Source organism: Catellatospora vulcania, assembly GCF_009720385.1.
GTDB lineage: Bacteria > Actinomycetota > Actinomycetes > Mycobacteriales > Micromonosporaceae > Catellatospora > Catellatospora vulcania.
Map to the genome: position 1 here is coordinate 262,199 of NZ_WARX01000017.1, position 18,009 is coordinate 280,207.

An 18,009-nucleotide genomic window follows, 5' to 3' on the forward strand; every position below is an offset into this window, starting at 1 on the left:
CCGATGCTCCGCCGTCAGCGCGGAAGAAGTTCCCGGGGCTCGGCCGGGCGGTAGGCCAGCGCCTCGGCGGGGCGCAGCCGGTCGCGCAGCCGGCCCAGCGCGCGCCGCGCCGCGACCGTGCGGCGCGGGCCGTCGACGTGGGCGTAGTGCAGGTGGTGCACCCGCCCCGGCCCGCTCCACCACGGCGAGCCGTCCTCGGACACCGGATAGCCCAGCTCCCGCAGCCGCCCGCCCAGCTTCGCCTCGCACAGGGTGACCTGCCAGGGCTCCAGCCGGTCCCGCCAGCTGCCGACCCGCTCGGTGGTCACCGGCTCGTGGGTGAGGCGGTGCCAACTCTTGCGGCTGGGCACCGCGACGTCGGCCAGCCGGGCCGGCTCGGCCATCGCCGGGTCGTACTCCTCGCCCAGGAACCGGCAGATCGCCCGCAGCTCGGGCTCCGGGTCGGCGACCAGGTGCTCGTAGCGCACCTCGTGGTAGGAGTTCTCGTCCAGGATCCGCCGGGCGTACGCGGAGGAGTCCATCGCCCGCGCCCAGTCGGAGATCGCGTGGCACACGTCCTTGCCCTGCTGCCAGGGCGTCTCGCCGAGCGAGGCGACGCAGTCGCGGCCGTCGCGCACGATGTTGACGACCTGCGCGTCGGGGAACAGGCGCAGCAGCGGCCCCAGGTTGTTCAGGTACGCCGGGCGCTTGTCGCCCCAGCGGGGCTTGTCGAAGCGGCGCGCGTAGGCGCGGAACACGATGCCGAGCGCGGACCCGAGCGTCGGCGGCCCGGTCACGATCTCCTCGGTCACCGCGTCCGGGTCCAGGCCAAGGTCGGCGAAGGCGGTCTTGCCACCCGTGATCCACTCGGCGAGGCCGCGCCGGTTGGCCGGCTCGCGCAGGTCGCCGAAGCTCGCCCGGTCGGTGTACGCGCCGAGCAGGAACCGCGTCTCCGGGGGGATCGCGATGCGCGGGTGCGCGTGCAGCATGAGCTGAAGCATCGTGGTGCCCGACCGCGGGCACCCCACGACGAAAACCGGCCGGTCACTGCCCACGAGTGGCTCCGTCCATAAGGGTGGCTTGTCCGGAATACACCCTTATTAACGACCCGTGAACAACCCACGATGCGCGCCCCCACCCGCCCATCCCGTCGCAACTCTTAAAGAGTCGCGCCCTCACGAGCCGCCAGATGGCGCGACTCTTTAAGAGTTGCGCCAGGGGTGGGGCGGGGTGGGCGGGCGCGCGGCGCGCGGCGGGGGCGGGGCGGGGTGGGCGTCGGCGGGGGTTAGAGGCGGGGGAGGCGGCCGGCGTCGACGTGGTCGAGGACGGTGGCGGCGCCGCCGGTGGCGGCTGCGCCGTGGTCGAGGATGGAGGCGACGACCTTCGCGCCGCCCTCTTCGGGGCCGATGCGGCGGGCCTTCAGCTCGGCCTCGACGGGTGGGAGTAGCCAGGGGGCGAGGGGGACGAAGTAGCCGCCGAGCACCACGACCTCGGGGTCGAGCAGGTTGGCCAGGATGGAGACGCCCTGGCCGAGGGCTCGGCCGACCTCGTCGAGGGCGTGCAGGGCCGCGGGGTCGTTGCTGCGCGCGCGGCGTACCACCTCGTCGACCTCGGGTTGCAGGTCGGTGATGTCGCCGTCGCCGGCCACCTCGGGCAGCACCCGCGCGATGATCGCGGTGATGCCCGCGATCGCCTCCAGGCAGCCGCGGCGGCCGCAGGCGCACGGCGGGCCCTGCGGGTCGATGGTGATATGCCCGATCTCGCCGGGGAAGCCGCGGTGGCCGCGCAGCGGCTGGCCGTCGCTGATGATGCCCGCGCCGATGCCGACCTCGCCGGTCAGGTAGATCAGGTTCTGCGAGCCGGCGAACGCGCCGTAGCGCGACTCGGCCAGTACGGCGAGGTTCGCGTCGTTGTCCACGGCGACCGGGAAGCCCGGTTCGCCGAGCGCGCGGTTGACGATGTCGCGCAGGTTGACGTCACGCCAGCCCAGGTTGGGGGCCATGATGACGACGCCGTCGGGGGAGACCAGGCCGGGCACGCCGACGGTCAGCCCGAGCACCCGGCGGTCCTCCTTCTGCACCCGGTTCACCGCACGCCGGCCGAGTGCCGCGATCGCGGTGGCGGCCTGCGCGGGGCTGGACGCGAGCCCGGCGAACGAGCGCCGCCAGGACAGCACCTGCTCCCCGGCCAGGTCGATGGCGACCGCGGTGAGGTAGTCGGCGTTGACCTCGATCCCGATGGCCGCGTACGGCGAGCCGTCGAGCACGAGCATGGTCGCCGGGCGTCCGATCCGGTGCTCGGTGAGCCCGGTCTCGCGCAGCAGCCGCCGCTCGATCAGGTCGGCGACGAGGCTGGACACGGTCGCCTTGTTGAGCCCGGTGGCGGCGGCGATCTCCGCGCGGGAGCATGGCGCGTGCCCGCGCACGTAGCGCAGCACGACAGCCAGGTTCGTGGCCCTGACATCGGCGAAATCCGCCGGTTGAGGGCCGCGCTGCATGGTGATCACCGTCTGCCCTCCGGTGTGGCTGCACTGGTCGCACCATCATGCCGTATGGAGCCGAAGGTGAGCAGCGCCGTGGACCCGACATGGATCCGCGGCATGGGAACGCTCCCTTGTGGTCACCCTGACCTTCGGCTAGTTTGTTTAGTCGGAAGCCGAACTAACTGTACCTCGTAACCGTTCCACAGACACCCCTTTCCCTGATCCTGAGCTTGACAAATGACGAAGGGAGCACGCCGTGGACAACCCCCTCGCGGGCGCGGCGGCGAACCGCCGATCGTTCCTGAGCCTGCTGGGCCTGGGCGCGATCGCCGTCGCGGGCAGTGGCACACTCGCCGCCTGCGGTGAGAAGGCGGCGGACACGGGCACTACGCAGCAGCTCGACAAGCTGCAGGCGGTCCTGCCCAAGTACCAGCCGCTGGAGCTGGTGCAGCCGGACATCAAGGGCGTCTCGCCGGTCGCCAACGGCTTCACCAAGTACCCGTCCGCGCTGGTCGACGCGATCGCCGAGAAGCCCGGCCGGGGCAGCACCATCACCACGATGACCCCGTACTGGGGGCAGGTGCCGGCGGGGCCGGGGCAGAACGCCTACCTCGACGCGATCAACGCGGAGCTGGGCGCCGTGGTCACCCCGGGCATCCAGGACGGCAACACGTACGCCGACAAGCTGAACGCGATCCTGCCCGCCCGGGACATCCCGGACGTGCTGTGCATCCCGTCCTGGGAGATCGGCAAGATCCCCAACTTCTCCGAGGCGACCAAGGCCCTGTTCGAGGACCTCACCGACCACCTCGCCGGGGACAAGGTCAAGCCGTACCAGATGCTGGCCAACCTGCCGACCGTGGCCTGGGGCAACGCGGTGTGGAACGAGCGGCTGATGGCGGTGCCGTGGCCCACCGACGGCCCGTACCCGTGGGCGCTGTTCTACCGCAAGGACCTCACCGACCCGGCGGGCGCGACCATCCCGAAGACGGCCGAGGAGCTGTACGCGTTCGGCAAGAAGATGACCGACCCGGCCAAGGGCGTATGGGCGTTCAACGACATCCAGGCCATGGTCGAGATGATCTTCAAGGTACCCGGCGCGAAGGAGGGCTGGCGCGCCAAGAGCGGCAAGGTCGAGTTCAAGTACGAGACCGAGGAGTTCAAGGCGGCGCTGGAGTTCCTGGCGAAGCTGTACAAGGACGGCCTGATCCACCCGGACGTGGTGGCCAGCAAGGGCGCCGACGCGAAGCTGCTCTTCTCCAGCGGCAAGATCGCGATGATCCAGGACGGCGTGGGCGCGTGGCTCGGCGTCCAGGCCGAGCAGCAGAAGGTCACCGCCGGGTTCAACATGCAGCCGGTGCCGTTCTTCGCCGCCGACGGCAGCGCGCCGCTGGTGCACGGCTCGGGCGACCCGGTCTTCTACACCTTCGTGAAGAAGGGCCTGGGCAAGGAGAAGGTCGAGGAGATCCTGCGCATCCTCAACTTCGTCGCCGCGCCGCTGGGCACCAAGGAGTTCGAGCTCATCGAGTACGGCGTCGAGGGCAAGCACTTCACCAAGGGCGCCGACGGCTGGCCGGCCGGCACCGACCTGCAGGGCAAGGAGAAGGCCGACCAGTTCCGCTTCCTGGCCGGCACCGCGCCCACGATCAAGTACGACGCACGGGTTCCCAACTACGTGAACGATCTGATCAACTGGGAGAACGCCGCGGTCAAGAACCTCGAGGTCGACCCGTGGCTGGGCATGAAGCTGGAGATGCCGGCGGGATACGTGAAGGTCAAGCAGCCGACCGAGGACAAGGTCAAGGACATCGCGCGGGGCCGCCGCCCGCTGTCCGACCTGGACGCGGTGCTCAAGGAGTGGCGTGACGGGGGCGGCGAGGAAGGCCGCGCGTTCATGGCGAAGGCGCTGAGCGACGCCGGACGATGAACAGGGAGTCGCTGTGAAAGGCACCACCGACGCCGGTGGGCAGCAACCGGCGGGCCGCCCCACGGGTGGCCCGCCGGAGGCCGCGCTCGGCGCAACGGCCGGGTCCCTGGTGACCCGGCCTCCTCTGACACCCGGGGACGCGCCGGAGGGCGACGCGCCCGTGCGCGGCGTGCCCGTGCCCCTGCGCGGCATACCCGCAGCCGCGGCCGCTTCGGCGCCGGCCCCGGCGGCGGCGCGTTCCCGGCGGCGGGTGCCGTTCGCGACCCGCTGGCGGCGGGACTGGCCGCTGCTGGTGATGAGCCTGCCCGCCGTGCTGCTGCTGCTGGTCTTCCACTACGTGCCCACGCTGGGCAACGTGGTCGCGTTCAAGGACTACCAGCAGTGGTCCGGCGACAACGCCGTCGAGGCGATCATCAACAGCCCGTGGATCGGCTTCACCAACTTCGCCGAGCTGTTCGCCGACTCCCAGTTCTGGGACGCGCTGCGCAACACCCTGCTGATCACGACGTTCCAGCTGGTGTTCTTCTTCCCGCTGCCGATCGCGCTGGCCATCCTGCTCAACAGCGTCGTGTCGACCCGCCTGCGCGGCTTCGTGCAGACCGTGGTCTACCTGCCGCACTTCTTCAGCTGGGTGCTCGTCATCACGTTCTTCCTGCAGATGCTCGGCGGGGCCGGACTGCTCGCCCAGGTGCTGCGGGACAACGGGTTCCAGCCGTGGGACGTCATGACCAACCCGGACACCTTCATCCTGCTGGTCAGCTCCGAATCGCTGTGGAAGGACGTCGGCTGGGGGACCATCGTGTTCCTGGCCGCCCTGTCCGCGATCGACCAGAACCTGTACGAGGCAGCCGCCTCCGACGGGGCCAACCGCTGGCGGCGGCTGTGGCACGTCACCCTGCCCGGCCTGCGCCCGGTCGTGGTGCTGCTGCTCATCCTGCAGCTGGGCAACGCGCTGTCGGTCGGCTTCGAGCAGTTCATCCTGCAGCGCGACGCGGTGGGTCGGCAGGCCGCCGAGGTGCTCGACACCTACGTCTACTACCTCGGCCTGCTCCGGCAGGACTTCGGGCTCGGCGCGGCGGCCGGGCTGTTCAAAGCCCTGATCGGCCTGATCCTGATCCTGGTCGCGAACCGGGTCGCGCGCCGCTTCGGCGAGGAGGGGGTGTTCGTCCGCTCATGACCACTGTGCTGACCCCTGCCATGCGGGACCGCCGCAGGAAAGCCCAGCGGCCGGCCTGGGAGGAGCCGCCCACGATCCCCGGCCGGATCGCCAAGGGCGCGCTGCTCACCGCCGTGGTGCTCGCCGTGCTGATCCCGATGTGGTCGGTGATCGTGACCAGCTTCTCGTCGAAGCAGGCGATCGCCGACGCGGGCGGCATGGTCTTCCTGCCACGCGACTTCGACATCTCCGCGTACGTGCTGATCTTCACCCGGGGCGAGGTGTCGTCGGCGGTCTGGAACAGCATGTTCGTCACCGTCGTCGGCACCACGCTGAGCCTGTTCTGCACCGTGCTCGCCGCGTACGGCCTGTCCCGCCCCGGCAGCCTCTGGCACCGTCCGCTGCTGATGTTCTTCCTGATCACGTTCCTGATCGGGCCCGGCCTGGTGCCCACCTACGTGGTGGTGACCAGCCTCGGGCTCAAGGACTCGCACTGGGCGCTGATCCTGCCCGCCGCCGTCAACGCGTTCAACCTGATGGTGGTCCGCCAGTTCTTCATGGGCATCCCCGCCGAGCTGCTCGACAGCGCTCGCATCGACGGTGCGGGCGAGTGGACCATCCTCGCCCGGATCGTGCTGCCGCTGTCCAAGGCCGTGGTGGCCGTGGTGGGCCTGTTCTACGCGGTCGGCTACTGGAACATCTACTTCAACGCGGTCCTCTACCTCAACAACGCCGAGGACCGGGTCGTGCAGCAGGTGCTCCAGGCATACATCATCGCCGGGCAGAGCCCCGCCGGCATCGGCTCCCCACCCGCCCTCGGCTTCAACGCCCCACCCAGCCTGGCCGTCAAGATGGCCGTCGTCGTGGTGGTCCTCATCCCGGTGGTAGCCGTCTACCCCTTCATCCAGCGCCACTTCACCAAGGGCGTCATCACCGGCGCCCTCAAGGGCTGACCGGGCACGACTCCCACCCGCACAGACTGATCGCCGCGGCTCTCCCTTCGCCGCGGCGATCTCCACGCCGCCCGCCGCCCGCCGCCGCCGGTGCCGCCGCGCCAAGATCGCTGTTTCAGGTCAAGATCTGCGGTCTGACCACAGTTTCTGTCCCGAAACAGCGATCTTCACCTGACGGCGCGGCGGCGAGCGGCAGCGAGGCGGTGAGGCGGTGAGGCGGTGAGGCGGTGGGTCAGGCGAGGAAGGAGACGAGGGCCGCGGCGAATTCGGGGTTGCGGACCACGGTGAGGTGGTCGCCAGAGAGGACCTTCCAGCGGGCGTCGGGCAGGGCGGCGGCCAGTACCTCGGGGCGGGTGGCGAGCCAGTCGTCGGTGCCGGCCAGGACCAGAGTGGGGATCTTGATCCGGTCGAGGGCGATGGGGGTACGGTGGCCGGCCTGGGCCTGGGCCGCGAGGGCCTTGCGGTCCGCGCCGGAGGCGTCGGCGAACAGCCGGAAGCCCATCACGCGCTCGTCGGTGATGCCGCTCGGGTCGTCGGCGAGCAGGCCGTCGATCAGCGCCCGGCCCGGCAGCGCGGCCCGGTCCACGCCGCCCTGCTCGACGGCGCCCGCGCCGATGCCGCCGGTCACCAGCCGCCGGACGCGGTCGTCGGCGGCGGCGGTGAGCAGGGCGACGACGCCGCCCATGGAGTAGCCGGCCAGGTCCACCCGGTCCAGTTCAAGCAGGTCGAAGAGCGCGGCCAGGTCGCGGGCCATCTTGTCCTCGCCGTACCGAGCCGGGTCGTGCGGCTTCTCGGACGAGCCGTGGCCGCGGGCGTCGATCGCGATCACCTGGCGGCCCGCGGCGACCAGCGCGTCCACGATGCCTGGGGCCTTCCAGTTGGCCGCCGCGGACGTGCTGAATCCGTGGTGCAGCACGACGGGCGGCAGCTCGCCGCCCGGCTCGCCCCAGCAGTAGTGAGCCAGGGTGATGCCGTCGAAGGACGTGAAGGTCTGCATGCGGATCTCCGATCAGGTCAGGGACTCCTCGTGCCCCGTGCCCGATCGCACGCCGCCCAGGGGTGCGTGCGGCCGGCGGCGCTGTGTCCAGTCTCCGGAGCCGAGGGCGGGCAGGCATCGGTGGTTTCACCGGTCCGTCGGACGCATCCGGGTCGAGCCGCCGGGTGTCGGCTGCTCAGGTGGCGGCGGCCGCGGGTTCGGCGGCGTCCGTGCGTACCCGCGGCGGCCGGCCGGATCCGGTGGCGTCGGTGGCCGGGAGCGGGCGGGTCAGCGCGGGAGTCAGCGCGAGGGTGACCAGGACCGAGGCGGCGGCCAGTACGGTCATCGCGGTGCCCGGCCCGGTGTGCTGGGCGATGAGGCCGGCTACGGTCGCGCCGACCGCCTGCATGGTGAGCATCCCGGAGCTGTGCAGGCCGAGCGCGTGGCCGCGCATGGACTCCGGGGTGAGCGCCAGCAGCCGTTCCTGCAGCAGCAGCCCCGCGCCGAAGCCGGCCGAGGCCAGCACCACGGCGACGACGGCCACCGGCAGCGCCGGGGCCAGCACGAAGATCAGGTATGGCACGGCCAGCAGCAGGCGGAACGGGGTGATGAACGCCGCCCGTCGCCGCGCGGGCAGGAACCGGCCCGCGGTCATGTCGCCGGCCAGCATGCCGAACGCGCCCGCGACGAACAGCACGCCCGCGGCGTCGGGGGCGTACGGGACGAACAGCGCCTCGCAGCCGACGATGAGCCCGTTGGGCACCCACAGCGACAGGTAGACCGCGCGCCGCGGGCGGGACGACCACAGGGTCGCGTTGCTGCGCCACGTCTGCCGCACGGAGGGGCGGCCGGTGGCGCGCGGCGCGCGGCGGGTCAGCCCGAGGCGCAGGCAGAGCGCGGCGGCCAGGTGCAGTCCCGCGCTGCCGAGCAGCGCCAGCCGGGGCGAGACGCCGGTGGCGACGAGCACACCGCCCAGCGCGAAGCCGGTGATCTGCATGACGCCGACGGACATGTTCATCACCGAGCGGCCCAGCAGGTAGCCGCCCTCCGGCAGGATCTCCCCGAGCAGGCCCCAGCGGACGCCGCCCGTCACCGAGTTGACCAGCCCCTGGCACAGCAGCACGGCGAGCATGGCCGCGATCGGCATGCCGGGGGCGGCCAGCGCCAGGGAACCGGCGCAGAACAGCACGGCGACGGCGGACAGCGCGAACCGCGGCGGCACCCGGTCGGCTGCCGACAGCAGCGTCATCGCGCCCACGACCTGCATGAACGAGGCGCCGAACATGGCGATCGCGGACAGCAGCGGCGAGCCGGTCCGGGTGTAGACGAGCGTGCCCAGGGCCAGTCCGCTGAGCGTGCCCGCGGCGACCTGCATCGACATCGCGGCGAACAGGGGGCGGAACTCGGGTACGCGGAACAGTTCACGGTAGGTCTGCACGCGGGAAGTCTCGGCCGTGGAGATCACCGGAGCTACAGTTTCGCCGGGAGGCGAAACATGGGGCTCTGGCAGATCGACGCGGACGTGCTGGCGACCAGCAGGTTCACCGTGTCGGGGCTGACCGAGGCGCTGGCCTGCCTGAGCCTGCTGGAGTACGACAGCCCGCCACCGGGACAGGAGCAGTGGTTCGGCGAGCACCGAGCGGCCTACCAGCGCATGATGGCCGCCGATCCGCTGCGGCGGCCGCTGGTGCGTACGGCGCTGCGCCCGAGGTCGATCGCCGACTTCATCTGCCGCCCGCCGGCGCCGCAGGACCGGGGGTTCGCCGACGAACTCGCCCGGCTGCGGCAGACCCCGGTGGCGCAGGCGCTCGCCGACCTGCGGGCGGATGGGCCGGTCCGGCCCGAACTCGACACGTCCGACCTGGTGGAGCGCACCGCCGACATCCTGGAATGGGTGTGGACCCACACCGTCGAGCCGACCTGGGCGCAGCGCCGCCGGTTGTTCGAGGCCGACATCGTCGCGCGCACCCAGCAGTTGAGCACGGGCGGCTGGGCGGCGGCGCTCGACGGGCTGCGGCCGGGGCTGCGCTGGCTCGGCGGGGGCCGCCTACAGATCAACGTGTACGACAACCCGCCGCGCGTGCTGACCGACGCGCAGCTCAGCTTCATCCCGAGCAGCGCCCGCCGGGGCTGGGTGTGCTGGCTGCTGCCCAGCCGGTTCGCGATCGTCTACCCGTGTGCGGGGCGGCTGGCGGCACCGGACCGCGATGCCTCCCCGGTGGCGCTCGACCGGCTGCTCGGACCGGGTCGCGCGGCGATCCTGTGCCACCTCGACGCGCCGCTGAGCACCACCCAGCTGGTCGCGGTCACGGGCGCGGTGCTGGGTTCCGTCGGCCGACACCTGTAGGTGCTGCTGGACGCGCAGCTGGTACGCCGCCGTCGCGCGGGCCGCTCGGTGCTCTACTACCGCACCGAGGCCGGCGACCAGCTCGTGCGGCTCAACCGCAGCCCGCAGGAGCGTTAAGAAGGGCACCGTCTACAACGCATAGCGATGTGAAGGTGCCCTTCCTTCGTCAGGGGCGGGGGAGGGTGCGGTCGCGGGCTTCGGCGTAGCGGGCGCGGACGGTGGCGTGCGCGTCGGCTTCGAAGAGTTCGAGGCCGTCGAGGGCCCAGGCCGGGGCGGCGCCGGTGGTGATCCAGGCGGCCTGGCGGGCGGCTCCGTCGGCGACGTACTCGCCGGGCGGGGGGACGGCGACGGGGCAGCCGAACACGGACGGGGCGATGCGGCGCACCGCCTCGGACTTCGCGCCGCCGCCGACCAGGAGCACCCGGTTGACGGTCGCGCCCTGGCCGCGCAGGGCGTCGAGGCCGTCGGCCAGCGCGCAGAGCATGCCTTCGACGGCCGCGCGGGCCAGGTGCGCCGGGGTGGACGTGCCCAGGGTGAGGCCGTGCAGGGAGCCGGTCGCGTCGGGCTTGTTCGGGGTGCGCTCGCCCTCCAAATAGGGCACCAGGACCAGGCCGTCGCTGCCGGCGGGGGCGGACAGGGCCAGCCGGGACAGCTCGGCGTGGTCGACGCCCAGCATGGTCGCGGCGGCGTCGAGCACGCGGGCGGCGTTGAGCGTGCAGACCAGCGGCAGGAAGTGGCCGGTGGCGTCGGCGAAGCCCGCGACGGTGCCGGTGTCGTCGGCCGCGGGGACCGTGGCGACGCTGAACACGGTGCCGGAGGTGCCGATGGACACGATCACGTCGCCGGGCGCCGCGCCCACGCCGAGCGCGGCCGCGGCGTTGTCCCCGGCGCCGGGGCCGAGCAGCGCGCCCGCCGGGGTCCGGCCGGGGGAGCCGTCGGGGCCGAGCACGGCGGGCAGCAGCAGGTCCCGGCCGAAGGCCAACTTGAGCAGGTCGCGGCGGTATTCGCCGGTGCCGGGCGACCAGTAGCCGGTGCCGGAGGCGTCGCTGCGGTCGGTGGCCAGCGCGGCGAGGTCACCGGTGCCGCCCAGCCGCCAGGTGAGCCAGTCGTGCGGCAGGCACACGGCGGCCGTACGGGCGGCGTTGTCGGGCTCGTGCTGGGCCAGCCAGCGCAGCTTCGTCACGGTGAACGAGGCGACCGGCACGCTGCCGACCGCCTCGGCCCAGGGCTGCCCGCCGCCGAGTTCGGCGACCAGATCGGTGGCGGCCTGGGCGGAGCGGGTGTCGTTCCAGAGCAGGGCGTCGCGGACGACCTGGCCGTCGGCGTCGAGGCAGACCATGCCGTGCTGCTGGCCGCCGACCGAGACGGCGGCGACGTCGTCCAGCCCGCCCGCCGCGGCGACCGCCGTCTGGAGGGCCTCCCACCAGGCGTCGGGCGGGCAGGACGTGCCGTCGGGGTGGCTCGCCCGCCCCTGGCGGACCAGCGCACCGGTGTCGGCGTCGCGGACCACCACCTTGCACGATTGGGTGGAGGAGTCGATGCCGGCGACGAGTGCCATAAGGTTCAGTCTCCTGGTGCCTGCCAGGTCGCCGTGAGCAGGCCGTCCACCGGGCCCAGCGTGGCCCGCACGCCGTTGACCAGCACGGTGGCCGGAGGGGTGCCGCCGGCGACGGTGGGGAACGCGATCGCCGTGACCCGGGCCGGCCCGGCGATGGTCACCGAGAGCGTATCCCCGTCCCGCCGTGCCGCGACAGTGGTTGCGTCACCGTCGTCGCGGATCTCGCACGATCCGTCGCCGCCGCCGAAGCTCAGCAGTGTGAGCTGCGCCCATGGACCGTCAGCCAGGTGCTGGGCGGGCGCGGTGACGGGCAGCAGGGCGTCGCGGCGTACCCACAGCGGCAGTTGCGTCAGCGGGGGCGCGACACGCAGCGTGACGCCGCCGCCGACCGCGTCGCCGCTCCACCAGTCGACCCACTCGCCCGGCGGCAGGTAGACGTCACGCTGCTGGCTTGCACTGATCATGGGCGCGACCAGCAGGTCCGTCCCGAGCCGGTACACGTGCTCGGCCCGCCACGAGGCCGCGTCGGCCGGGGAGTCCACGCCGAGCGCCCGCATCATCGGCTCGCCGGTCTCCGCCGAGCGCAGGGCTGCCGAGTACAGGTACGGCAGCAGCCGGTAACGCAGCCGCAGCGCCTCGATCACGTCGGCCTCGACGGCCGGGAAGCGCCACGGCTCACGGCTGGTCGTGCCGTGGAAGCGCACCAGCGGCGACAGCGCGCCGAACTGCGCCCAGCGCAGGTACAGGTCGTCGCTGGGGGTGCCGCAGAAGCCGCCGCTGTCGTGGGACCAGTACGGCACCCCGGACAGCCCGTGCGCGAGCCCGCCGTTCATCGACGACGCCAGCGCCTCGTACGAGCACATCGTGTCGCCGCCCCACTGGGCCGCATGGCGCTGCCCGCCCAGGTACGACGAGCGCCCCCACACCATGGCGTGCCCGTGCACCTCGCGGGTGACCTCGGCGACCGCGTCGTTGAACAGCAGCGCGTACACGTTGTGCAGTTCGGTGCCGGTCATGCCGTTGAACGCGACCGCGTCGGCGGGCACGCCCTCGGCGAAGTCGGTCTTGAACACGTCGACACCCTGCCGGGCCAGCGGCCGCAGCAGGTCCTGGAACCAGGCCGTGGCCTCGGGATTGGTGAAGTCGACGATGCCGCCCGCCGGGAACGAGCCGTGCCAGGAGTCGGCGACGTACACCGAGCCGTCGGCCCGGCGCAGCAGGAAGCCCCGCTCGGCGGCCTCGGCGAAGCGGTCGGTGCGGTGCGACAGGTACGAGTTCATCCACACGCACACCCGGAAGCCCTGCTCGTGCAGGGTCGCCAGCATGGCGTCCGGGTCGGGGAACGCCTCGGCGTCCCACAGCAGGTGCGACCAGGTGCCCTCGGCCTGCCAGTAGGTGTCCAGGTGCAGCACGTCGCAGGGGATGCCGTGCGCGCGGATGGTCGCCGCACGGGCCAGCACCTGCTCCTGGGTGTCGCGGCAGAAGCCCGACGAGATCCAGGAGCCGAACGCCCACTTCGGCGGGCAGGCCGGGCGGCCGGTGAGCGCGTTGTAGCGGGCCAGCACGTCGGCCGGGGTTGGCCCGGCGAGCACGTAGTACTCGATCAGGTCGTCGGGGACGATCACCTGGGTGACGCTGCCGGTGGACGCGCCGAAGTCGAACTCCACCGGCAGGCCCGAGTCGACGACGATGCCGTAGCCCTTGCTGGACTGGTAGAACGGCACGTTCTTGTACGCCCGGTCGGACTCGCTGCCGAAGGCGTCGAAGTTCCACATCACCGGCCGCTGGCCGCGCAGGTTCAGCGCGGTGAAGCGCTCCCCGGTGCCGGACAGCACCTCGTCGGCGGGCATGGTGAAGCTCTCGTGGTAGGCCACGATCTGGCCGTCGACCCGCGAGCAGCCCAGCGGCAGCGTGCGCATACGCCCGGAGATGTCGGTCAGACCCGGGTCGGCGCCCAGCAGCAGGCGGCCGTCGGCGTCGTGGAAGGACAGCCGCCACGGGCTCAGTGTCACCTCGGCGGTAAGCGGGCCGGCCGTGACGGACACGGTGTTCTCTCCGGTCACCACGGTCGCGACCGCGCCCGGGTCGGGTTGGGTGAGCGGGAGCAGCCGGGCGCTGCGGCTGCGCGCGCCGGCCTCCTCGGACAGGCGTACCCGCAGCATGCCGTCACCGGCCGCGCCGATGTGCAGTTGCAGCACGGAGCCGGTGTCGGTGTGCGCGTGCAGCGTCGCGCCGGTGGAGTCCTTGCTGGTCAGTTCGGCCCACACGACGGTCTCCGGGCCGAGCTCGCCGTAGGCGCGGCGGGGCAGTTCCGGTGGGTCGGCGGAGAAGTATTCGTGGGCCACCAGTGGCGGACGGAACGGCATGATCGGCTCCCAGTGCGGCGTCTACTGCAGGTACAACATTTTTAGTTTTCCGTGTAGCCAAACAAACGTCAACGGTTGACGCCCCCTCCGCCTCCCTCTAATTTGGCCGAGGTGCCAACAAAGCCGTTCTTCCTCGGTGCCGACTGGAATCCCGAGCAGTGGCCGGAGCAGGTCCGGGCCGAGGACCTCGCCCTCATGCGCGAGGCCCGCGTCACCGCGGCGACCGTCGGCGTCTTCAGCTGGTCGCGCCTGGAGCCGAGCCCCGGGGTGTACGAGTTCGGCTGGCTCGACCGGGTCCTCGACGGCCTGCACGACAACGGGATCGGCGCGGTGCTGGCCACCCCGACCGCCTCCCCGCCGCCCTGGTTCACGCTGGCCCACCCGGACGCCCTCGCCATGCGCCGCGACGGCGTACGCCTGGTCCACGGCTCCCGCGACACGTACTGCGTCAACGCCCCCGCATACCGCGCCGCGAGCCTGCGTATCGTGTCCGCGCTGGCCGAGCGCTACGCCCGGCACCCCGCCGTGCGGCTGTGGCACGTGCACAACGAGTACGGCACCTGGTGCTTCTGCGATCACTGCGGCCGCGCCTTCCGCAGCTGGCTGCGCGAGCGCCACGGCACCCTCGACGCCCTCAACGACGCCTGGACCGCCGACTTCTGGAGCCAGCGCCACACCGACTGGGCACAGGTGCTCCCGCCCCGCGCCACGCAGTACCTCGGCAACCCCACCCAGGAACTGGACTACCGCCGCTTCCTGTCCGACAGCATGCTGTCGGCCTACACCGAGCAGCGCGACGCGATCAAGGCGGTCGCGCCGGACGGGCAGGTAACCACGAACTTCGTGCTGGGCGGTTGGGTGCCGGTCGACCACGCCCGCTGGTCCCGCGAAGTCGACCTGGTCGCCATCGACCACTATCCGTCCACCCTGGACGGCACACCCGCCGAGAGCGCCTTCGCCGCCGACACCGCCCGCGGCTGGTCGGCCGCCGCCGGGCACGGCGGCCCCTGGCTGCTGATGGAGCACGCCCCCGCCCACGTCACCGAACACGGCGTACAGCGCCGCAAACCGCCCGGCATGCTGGCCCGCATCGCCCTCGGCCACATCGCCCGCGGCTCACAGGGCGCGATGTACTTCCAGTGGCGCGCCAGCGCCGGCGGCGCTGAACAGTGGCACAGCGCGATAGTTCCCCACACCGGTCCCACCGCCCGCACCTACCACGAGCTCCGCGCCCTCGGCGAAACCCTCGCCGCGAGCGAAGGAAGGGCGCCTTCTTGCCGCTCCGCGTATAAGAAGGCGCCCTTCCCAACCGGCGAAGCCGGATTGCCTGCGGCTGGTGCGGCCGGCGCGGGTGGCGGCGAGGTGGCGGTGTGGTTCGACGAGGTGTGCGGGTGGGCGGTCGGCGCGTCGCACCTACCCGCACCCGTTGACTACCAGGGGATCGTCGAGGGCTGGCACCGGGCACTGTGGCGGCGCGGGTACCCGGTCGACGTCGTGCCGCCCACGGCGACGCTCGCGGGGTACCGCGTGCTGGTCGTGCCGGCGGCGTACCTGCTCACCGACGAATCCGCGCGCAGGCTGGACGAGTACACGCGCGAGGGCGGGCACCTGGTGGTGACCTACCTGTCCGGGATCGTGGACGAGCACCTGCGGGTGCGGGTCGGCGGGTATCCGGGTGCGCTGCGGGACATGCTCGGGATCCGGGTCGAGGAGTTCGATCCGCTGCCGCCTGGCGCGGTGGTCACCCTGGACACCGGCGACCTGGTGACCGGTTGGACCGAGCATCTGACCGCGCCGGGCGCGGCGGTGCTCGCCCGCTATCCGGACGGCCGTCCGGCCGTGACCCGGCGCGAGCACGGCGCGGGTCGTGCGTACTACGTGTCCTGTGACCTGGACGAGGCGGCGACGGCCCGACTGCTCGACGGCATCTGCGCCGCCGCCGGGGCGGCCCCGATCCTGCCCGGCCTGCCCGACGGCGTGGAAGCGGTGCGCACCCAGGACGGGGTCTGGCTCTTCAACCACACGGACGAACCGCACGAGATCGCGGGGCGACTCATCGCCAGGGGCGACGTCACACGGCTTCCGCTCGCATAGCAACCATTTCCCGGAAATCGCTGCCGTGAACCTTTTGTGAAGTAGATCTTGTGCAGTTGGTGCTGCCAGGACGACACGAACTGCACAAGATCTAACCTACTCGTGGCCGTGCGGGCCGAGCCGGACCGGCCGCCGCCTCCGGTGGTGCTGTCGCATCGTCCGTACCCCCGTACCCGTCGGTTGTGCCGGGTGGCACGGTAGCCGAGCTGCGCCAGGCGGAGACTCGGCCGAAACGCTCGATCTTGGTGGACGGCCCGGTTCACGCGGGGCGGTGGTCGATGAAGCGGTCGCCGCCGAATGCCGTGAGCGCCGCCGCGACCTGATCCGGGGTGTCCTTCACCTTCGCCAGGTCGAGCAGCACCCGGCAGGGGCGGCCGTCGACGGGGTTGGGCGCGTGCACCAGCCCTCGGTCGAGCATCGCGCCCGCGACCGGCACGAGCAGTAGGCGGCACACGATGCGGCTGTCGGTGACGGCCGGCCCCTGGTACAGGATCACGGACTCCACCTGTGACCAGAGCACCTCGGTCGCCCAGCCGTCGCGGCTGAGCGCCAGACCGTGCGCGTCGACGCGGAAGCCATGCGGCCGGCTGCGCCAACGCAGGTACTTCCTGAGCCGCCCCATGAATGTTCCCGCCCATCGCCCGTCGGGCACATGCTAGGGGAACAGAGCCGCTGCAGTCAGCCCGTGCGCTCGATCTCGCCGGGCCGCCACGTCTGGTCGTACCAGGCCTGGAGCGGGCCGTAGAGGCGGAGCAGCGTGAACCAGTGCTTGCCGGGCACGGTCTGGATCCAGTTCGACTCGTGGCCGGGTGGTGGCGTCGGGCCGAAGCGCACGTCGACGGTGCCGTCGGCGTTGGCCGCGACGGTGCCCGAAAGGCTGCTCACGCTGGGGTACAGGGTGTCGGTGACGAGCAGCGAGCGGGTCTGGCAGTCGTACACGCTGACCGACCAGAACGTCTTCGCGGGAACGTGCCGCGGCAGGTGCAGCCGGTACGAGCGCCCGCCGTCGAGCCACTGCCCGTCGGCGTCCTCGGCGGTGTAGGCGTACGCGGAACCGGTGCCCACCGGCGACTCGGCCATCGCGGGTGTGACCACGGTGGCGAGGTAGTGGAACGCCGCGCGGGCGTCCAGCAGGCGGGCGCCCTCGCTCAGGAACTCGTGGCTGCCCCCGACGAAGATGCGCTTCCACGAGGAGTCGGGGTAGTAGTAGGCCGCCGGGTCGCGCGGGCGGAAGACCAGGGCACGGGCGATACCCGCGCCCAGCGGGGCGGCCTGGGCGAGGATCGCGCGCAGCCGGTGGTCGGGGCCGAACACGTCGCCCTTGACGATGCCGATGCTCGCCAGGATGCCGCGCCGTTCGGGGTCGAGCGACTCCAGCGGCTCCTCCTGGACCACCACGTCGACCTCGTCGTAGAAGGTCGCGTCGTTGGCGTGCACGGTGTTGTGCGGCCGGTCGGCGAGGTTCACGAACTCGTTCGGCGGCGGGTACGCGGCCTGCGCCAGCGGGTACACCCGGACCTGCTGGACCGCCTCGACGCCGTCGAGCGCCCGGAACACCGCCCAGTTGGTGAAGGTGGGGCTGCGGAACGTGTAGTAGCCGTCGGGCACCTCGTCCTCGTGGTCCGGGGGCAGGAACAGGTACTTGCCGCCTTTGCCCTGGTCGGGCCCGGCCCATCCCAGGTCGGTGACATACCGGAACCAGAAGTCGTCGACCACGCACAGCGAGTTCGGCGGCACCTCGACCACTGTCGGCCCGTCGGTGTCCAGGTCGAGGAAGGTGTGGCCGTACGTGGTGTCGGTGTTGGGGGTCAGGTAGAGGCTGGTGGAGTTCAACCGCGGGTCGGTGATGCCGATCTGGCGGGCCGAGGTGACGCCCACGCTGCGCAGGCCCGTCCGCATCACCGCGAGCGACGCGCCCGGCATGGCCACCAGGAAGGCCTCGACGGCGCGGACCAGGTCGAGCGCGTCGAAGAGCCGGTCGGCGCCGTCCGCGGCGGGCAGGCCGTCGTGGAAGGCGAACTGCCCGAGCGGGGTGTCCAGGCTCTCGGGCATACCGATGGCGGCCAGGATCTCCTTCGGAATGGACATGACGCGCACCTCTCGCGCGGCCGCATGCCGCGCCTTACCGCACCGTACGCAGAGATGATGCGATATGTCCCGGGTATGGAAAG

At 72.1% G+C, this 18,009-nt stretch carries 13 protein-coding genes; 5 read left to right on the forward strand and 8 right to left on the reverse strand.

Annotated elements, in window-relative coordinates:
- Nucleotides 1–14: 14 nt before the first annotated feature.
- Both F6W97_RS33000 and F6W97_RS33005 read right to left on the reverse strand, forming a co-directional pair.
- Nucleotides 15–1,034, reverse strand: a complete 1,020-nt coding sequence (locus F6W97_RS33000; protein WP_155374457.1) for a sulfotransferase family protein — start codon at nucleotides 1,032–1,034, stop codon at nucleotides 15–17.
- Nucleotides 1,035–1,264: 230 nt separating this feature from the next.
- The gene (locus F6W97_RS33005) at nucleotides 1,265–2,476 is read right to left on the reverse strand and encodes an ROK family transcriptional regulator (RefSeq protein WP_155374458.1); all 1,212 of its coding nucleotides are present in this window, start codon (nucleotides 2,474–2,476) and stop codon (nucleotides 1,265–1,267) included.
- 241 nt (nucleotides 2,477–2,717) lie between these two features.
- Between F6W97_RS33005 and F6W97_RS33010 the strand changes: the two genes are divergently transcribed.
- The 3 genes from F6W97_RS33010 to F6W97_RS33020 are packed head-to-tail and all read left to right on the forward strand — an operon-like array spanning nucleotide 2,718 to nucleotide 6,497.
- Nucleotides 2,718–4,388, forward strand: a complete 1,671-nt coding sequence (locus tag F6W97_RS33010) for an extracellular solute-binding protein (RefSeq protein ID WP_155374459.1) — start codon at nucleotides 2,718–2,720, stop codon at nucleotides 4,386–4,388.
- Between the two features lie 13 nt (nucleotides 4,389–4,401).
- Entirely contained in the window at nucleotides 4,402–5,565 is a 1,164-nt protein-coding gene (locus F6W97_RS33015) for an ABC transporter permease (protein ID WP_230687177.1), read from the forward strand.
- Nucleotides 5,562–6,497 (forward strand): carbohydrate ABC transporter permease, encoded by a 936-nt coding sequence (locus F6W97_RS33020; protein ID WP_155374460.1) that lies wholly within the window; start codon nucleotides 5,562–5,564, stop codon nucleotides 6,495–6,497. Before F6W97_RS33015 ends, F6W97_RS33020 begins: the two co-directional genes overlap by 4 nt.
- A 232-nt stretch (nucleotides 6,498–6,729) precedes the next feature.
- Here the strand turns inward: F6W97_RS33020 and F6W97_RS33025 are convergent, their stop codons facing one another.
- Together F6W97_RS33025 and F6W97_RS33030 are read right to left on the reverse strand one after the other, a co-directional pair.
- The gene (locus F6W97_RS33025; protein ID WP_155374461.1) at nucleotides 6,730–7,494 is read right to left on the reverse strand and encodes an alpha/beta fold hydrolase; all 765 of its coding nucleotides are present in this window, start codon (nucleotides 7,492–7,494) and stop codon (nucleotides 6,730–6,732) included.
- A gap of 175 nt (nucleotides 7,495–7,669) precedes the next feature.
- On the reverse strand, nucleotides 7,670–8,911 hold the full coding sequence (locus tag F6W97_RS33030; RefSeq protein ID WP_230687178.1) for an MFS transporter: 1,242 nt from the start codon (nucleotides 8,909–8,911) through the stop codon (nucleotides 7,670–7,672).
- A gap of 57 nt (nucleotides 8,912–8,968) precedes the next feature.
- Between F6W97_RS33030 and F6W97_RS33035 the strand changes: the two genes are divergently transcribed.
- Nucleotides 8,969–9,820, forward strand: coding sequence for a transcriptional regulator (locus F6W97_RS33035; protein ID WP_230687179.1), 852 nt, complete (start codon nucleotides 8,969–8,971; stop codon nucleotides 9,818–9,820).
- Nucleotides 9,821–9,986: 166 nt separating this feature from the next.
- Here F6W97_RS33035 and xylB read toward each other — a convergent pair whose 3' ends face one another.
- Together xylB and F6W97_RS33045 are read right to left on the reverse strand one after the other, a co-directional pair.
- The gene (gene xylB / locus F6W97_RS33040; protein WP_155374462.1) at nucleotides 9,987–11,378 is read right to left on the reverse strand and encodes a xylulokinase; all 1,392 of its coding nucleotides are present in this window, start codon (nucleotides 11,376–11,378) and stop codon (nucleotides 9,987–9,989) included.
- Nucleotides 11,379–11,383: 5 nt separating this feature from the next.
- Nucleotides 11,384–13,744, reverse strand: a complete 2,361-nt coding sequence (locus F6W97_RS33045) for a TIM-barrel domain-containing protein (protein ID WP_155374463.1) — start codon at nucleotides 13,742–13,744, stop codon at nucleotides 11,384–11,386.
- 111 nt (nucleotides 13,745–13,855) lie between these two features.
- On the opposite strand from F6W97_RS33045, the gene F6W97_RS33050 reads away from it, so the two are divergent.
- Complete coding sequence (locus tag F6W97_RS33050; RefSeq protein ID WP_196279428.1) at nucleotides 13,856–15,838, forward strand: beta-galactosidase; 1,983 nt, start codon at nucleotides 13,856–13,858, stop codon at nucleotides 15,836–15,838.
- A 259-nt stretch (nucleotides 15,839–16,097) separates the two neighbouring features.
- On the opposite strand, the gene F6W97_RS33055 is transcribed toward F6W97_RS33050, so the two are convergent.
- Together F6W97_RS33055 and F6W97_RS33060 are read right to left on the reverse strand one after the other, a co-directional pair.
- A complete protein-coding gene (locus tag F6W97_RS33055; RefSeq protein ID WP_155374465.1) occupies nucleotides 16,098–16,460 on the reverse strand; it encodes a hypothetical protein in 363 nt (120 codons plus the stop codon).
- 56 nt (nucleotides 16,461–16,516) lie between these two features.
- Entirely contained in the window at nucleotides 16,517–17,926 is a 1,410-nt protein-coding gene (locus F6W97_RS33060; RefSeq protein WP_196279429.1) for a DUF1254 domain-containing protein, read from the reverse strand.
- Nucleotides 17,927–18,009 lie beyond the last annotated feature (83 nt).

What these genes read in the sequence shown, in the direction of transcription:
- F6W97_RS33055 (WP_155374465.1), bottom strand. Translation starts at nt 16,460, where the DNA reads ATGGGGCGGCTCAGGAAGTACCTGCGTTGGCGCAGCCGGCCGCATGGC.
- F6W97_RS33025 (WP_155374461.1), bottom strand. Translation starts at nt 7,494, where the DNA reads ATGCAGACCTTCACGTCCTTCGACGGCATCACCCTGGCTCACTACTGC.
- F6W97_RS33045 (WP_155374463.1), bottom strand. Translation starts at nt 13,744, where the DNA reads ATGCCGTTCCGTCCGCCACTGGTGGCCCACGAATACTTCTCCGCCGAC.
- F6W97_RS33005 (WP_155374458.1), bottom strand. Translation starts at nt 2,476, where the DNA reads ATGCAGCGCGGCCCTCAACCGGCGGATTTCGCCGATGTCAGGGCCACG.
- F6W97_RS33060 (WP_196279429.1), bottom strand. Translation starts at nt 17,926, where the DNA reads ATGTCCATTCCGAAGGAGATCCTGGCCGCCATCGGTATGCCCGAGAGC.
- F6W97_RS33020 (WP_155374460.1), top strand. Translation starts at nt 5,562, where the DNA reads ATGACCACTGTGCTGACCCCTGCCATGCGGGACCGCCGCAGGAAAGCC.
- F6W97_RS33035 (WP_230687179.1), top strand. Translation starts at nt 8,969, where the DNA reads ATGGGGCTCTGGCAGATCGACGCGGACGTGCTGGCGACCAGCAGGTTC.
- xylB (WP_155374462.1), bottom strand. Translation starts at nt 11,378, where the DNA reads ATGGCACTCGTCGCCGGCATCGACTCCTCCACCCAATCGTGCAAGGTG.